This is a genomic window from Anoxybacillus kestanbolensis, assembly GCF_001996285.1.
Lineage (GTDB): Bacteria > Bacillota > Bacilli > Bacillales > Anoxybacillaceae > Anoxybacillus > Anoxybacillus kestanbolensis_A.
Genome location: NZ_MQAD01000002.1, coordinates 1 through 4156 on the forward strand (window position 1 = coordinate 1; position 4156 = coordinate 4156).

General features: G+C 39.9%; 5 protein-coding genes. All 5 read left to right on the forward strand.

Features of this window, described 5'->3' with window-relative positions; translation table 11 throughout:
* Nucleotides 1-678: phenylalanine--tRNA ligase subunit beta-related protein (locus BO219_RS01230; protein WP_476692360.1), on the forward strand; the 678-nt coding region annotated here is incomplete at its 5' end.
* Nucleotides 679-882: 204 nt separating this feature from the next.
* Complete coding sequence (locus BO219_RS01235; protein ID WP_226373734.1) at nt 883-1335, forward strand: hypothetical protein; 453 nt, start codon at nt 883-885, stop codon at nt 1333-1335.
* 124 nt (nt 1336-1459) lie between these two features.
* Nucleotides 1460-2236 (forward strand): polyprenyl synthetase family protein, encoded by a 777-nt coding sequence (locus BO219_RS01240; protein ID WP_226373735.1) that lies wholly within the window; start codon nt 1460-1462, stop codon nt 2234-2236.
* Nucleotides 2237-2294: 58 nt separating this feature from the next.
* Nucleotides 2295-2633 (forward strand): hypothetical protein, encoded by a 339-nt coding sequence (locus BO219_RS01245; RefSeq protein WP_077427907.1) that lies wholly within the window; start codon nt 2295-2297, stop codon nt 2631-2633.
* 769 nt (nt 2634-3402) lie between these two features.
* Nucleotides 3403-4156, forward strand: a 754-nt coding sequence (locus BO219_RS01255) for an RNA-guided endonuclease TnpB family protein (RefSeq protein WP_420807093.1), incomplete at its 3' end; no start/stop codon positions are given.

The window sequence follows — 4156 nt, forward strand, 5'->3', positions numbered from 1 at the left end:
GAAATCGGCTCGGTATATTTAGCAACAAATGAACACGAGTTGCCAAACGAAAAAGAGCGGTTAGCCGGCGTCTTGACAGGCGTATGGCATGCGCATTTATGGCAAGGAGAGAAAAAAGCGGTTGACTTCTACGTTGCAAAAGGCATTTTAGATGGTCTATTTGCCTTGCTAGGATTAGAGAACCGTATCGAATATAAGCAAGCAAAACGCGAGCACCTTCATCCAGGGCGTACAGCCGATATTTTACTTGATGGAAAAATGGTCGGTTTTGTCGGTCAGCTTCATCCGAACGTGCAAAAACAATTTGATTTAAAAGAAACATATGTATTTGAGCTAGATCTTGAAGCATTATTAAAAGCGGAAGTAGCCGACATTCGCTATACGGCGATTCCACGCTTCCCGTCCATTACGCGCGACATCGCCCTTGTCGTTGATGAGCATATCGTAGCAGGTGACCTCGAGCGAGCAATTATTAAAGCAGGCGGAGAGCTATTAAAAGAAGTAACGATTTTCGACGTTTACAAGGGCGACCGCCTCCCGGAAGGCAAAAAATCGATCGCCTTCTCGCTCCGTTACTATGACCCAGAGCGGACATTAACAGATGAAGAAATAACAAACGTTCACGAACAAGTCATCAAAGCGGTCGAACAACAATTCGGCGCCACATTGCGCGGATAAAACGAATCCCCCATCTGATGCATGAGCATTGGATGGGGGTTTTTATGTCCTTGGCGGATCGGTGGGGGCGTTTTTTTGTCTAGTCCGCCAAAATTGGCGGGCGCACCGTCAAAAATGGCGGGGTTCGACAGCAAGTTTGTGGTGAATAATGGAAAAAAAGTGAAGTATAATCAAATTATCAAAACGAAAGGAGGAATTTTTTAAATGATTCGTCAATTGATCAGTGTAGCAGTAGCAGTAATGCTTGTTTGGGGAATTTTATTTGGCATAGGAAAAGATTCGTTGGCAATTTTGAATCAAAAGGGGATTAATTCCTCAAAAGAATCAGGGACGATTACTCCTCAATCGATTGCATCAAAGACAAAAACAACAACGATCCAAGTTGGACAAACCGTTCAAACTTTGTATGTGACAGGAACTTTTAAAACTCAGTATAGCGATGTTCATAAAAGACAACTGTTTTCGGGAGTTAAATCGATTTCCTCAAAAGCATCCGGCAGTGGGACGTGGACACAGACAGGATATAGTGTGGAATTAATTGACAGTGGGCGCACATACGTCATTACAGTGTCAGGAAAATATTCCTATAATGGTGCAACATATACGATTTCAACAAGTATAGAGTTTTATTGCAATGCTAATGGTTCTATTGGGTAGTAAGTGATAACAAAGCAAAAGACTTGTCACAATCTTCGACAAGTCTTTTTATTTTTCAGGAAGGAATTTCATTGGAATTGTCGAATATTCCCTATTTGTAAATATTTGTGTAAGGTGCGATCGGATGAGTGAAAAAGAAAAAATAGCGAAGCAAATGAAAGAAATCGTGGAACAATTTATGTCGGAACCGCAACTGAAAGCACACATGTTGGTCGCAATCGAGCAACATATGAAAGAGAGCGATTTGTTGTTTGGGCGGTTGGCTTATTTGCATTATGACTTGTTTTCGGCACAAGGAGATCACTCAACATATATCGCCGCAGCTGTTGAATTGATCGTGCTTGCTGGGGATTTATTGGATGATGTAGTCGATCAAGATCGTTTCGAGGATACAGCTATTCCTCTTCATATAGCAATCGGGTTCTTGCTGCTTGGTCAGCAAGCGATTGCGAATGTATCGATTTCTAATAATAAAAAATTAAAGGCACTGTCATATGTTACGTCTTGCTTGTTGCAAAGTGTACACGGACAACAGACTGATGTGGTGTGCGACGTACAAACAGAAGCAGACTATGTAAAAATGGTAGAGAAAAAATCAGGCTCTCTTGTTGCGATGGCTTGTGTCATAGGCGCTTTATTAGCAGGAAAAGAGGACATCGCAACGATTGAAACGTATGCTTCTTACATCGGCATCGCGGCACAAATCGACAATGATCTTGATGCGCTATACAACTGGGATAAAAAAGCGGATATTCATGCAAAGAAAAAGTCGCTTCCGATTTTGTACATGCTAGAAAGCAAGCACGATAACTTATGGAAACAATATTTCAACAACGAGATAGACTATGACGAGATGTATGTCCAAAAAGAAAAAGCGCTTCAGCAAGAGGAATACTCGTAGTGCTAGTTCTCAACTAGCACTACGAGTTCATTTATCCATTATGTGAGGTGTTCTTAACATGCATCGGCATCTGCCTTTGGAAGAAGAAGTGATGAACATGTTAATTGGTGGTTTTTCTACAATAATGCTCATTGCAATTATTACGGTAATTTTCCTTTGGAGAAGGAATACCACACAAAGAGCAGCATTTCTTTGGATTTTCGTGCATTTTGTATCGTTCTCTATTGCAGTATACTTGGCATTAAAAGCCATTTCTTTTGACATTAATCATCCCATGTCGTCAGAAGAAATTTCCCTTCTTTTAGGTGAATCAGGGGCATTATGGGCAGGAAGTATGATTTGTCTGTTAGTTGGTATTTTTAAACTTTCAAAAGTAACGAAGGACGACAAAGAATAAGATTCTGTGGTTGAACAATTTTCACTGCTTTGTAACACACTATTCCAGAACTAATTTCTTAAAATTATGAATAAAAAAATATTGGAAGCAAGGTCATCGTCTTGTGGCATACGGAACATCGATAACGAGCAATCCAAATCCGATAAGCTTCTTGTCTCACTAACGACAAGAGTATAATTTTGGGAAATTAGAGGTGAAATGATGTTCAATCCAGAACTTTATTTTTATTATATTTTGCTACTTACTCTTTTAGTTTTTACTCATTTGTTCCATAAAAGAACAAAAGATTTATCTAAAACACTCCTTATCACAATTACTGCACTTTTTTTCGTATCCGTAGTTTGCAGTATTAGTTTAGCACTTAATTATTATCATCGCTGAAACCAAATACAGAGGGTATTGGAATTTCAAATGTGGTCGCATATTGGCTACTAGGGGAGGATGCTTGGGCACCAGCGTGGACTCTTCAACTATTTAAAAAGGCTTATTCCATTTCCTTATGGATTACACTTATTTTGCTTGGCTTCCTCATAATTCTTTTATTCATGAAAAGAAAACAAAACAAAACGAAAGACACGAACTGAAAATATTGGTTATCAAATTTTTAACTTCCCTCCGAAAGAAGTCTCCCACTTCTAAACGAAGTGAAAGTGGGAGATGAATTTCGGTTAGGTATAGCCTAAAATTGTCTCTTTTTTGTGTGTTATGATATAATCAGTTTTAGAAAAAATATATCAAAAATCAAGGTATGAAGTGATGTGGTGTCGATATGGCAAACAAAGCCTATCAGTTCCGTCTATACCCAACAAAAGAACAAGAACAACGGCTCGCCAAAACCTTCGGCTGTGTCCGTTTCGTGTATAACAAAATGCTTGAAGAGCGCATACAAATGTTTGAAAAGTCCAAGGACGATCAAGAATCCTTGAAACAGCAAACATTTCCGACCCCTGCCAAGTACAAAAAGGAGTTTCCTTGGCTAAAAGAAGTGGACAGTCTTGCGCTGGCAAATGCTCAACTAAATTTGCAGAAAGCGTTTCAACACTTCTTTTCTGGCCGTGCTGGATTTCCCAAGTTCAAAAACCGCAAGGCGAAACAGTCGTACACCACAAATGTGGTAAATGGCAACATCAAGCTCTCAGATGGCTATATCAAGCTGCCCAAACTGAAATGGATCAAGCTCAAGCAACATCGGGAAATTCCTGCCCACCATATCATCAAGTCTTGTACGATCACGAAAACCAAGACAGGAAAATACTATATTTCTATTCTCACAGAGTACGAACATCAACCTGCCCTAAAAGAAGTGCAAACGGTTGTGGGGCTTGACTTTTCCATGAGTACGCTATATGTCGATAGCGAGGGTAAGAGAGCCAATTATCCTCGATTCTATCGCAAAGCATTGGAAAAATTAGCGAAAGAACAGCGTAAATTGTCTCGTAAAAAGAAAGGCTCGAATCGTTGGCACAAACAGCGTCTGAAAGTAGCGAAGCTGCATGGGAAAATTGCCAACCAGCGCAAGGACT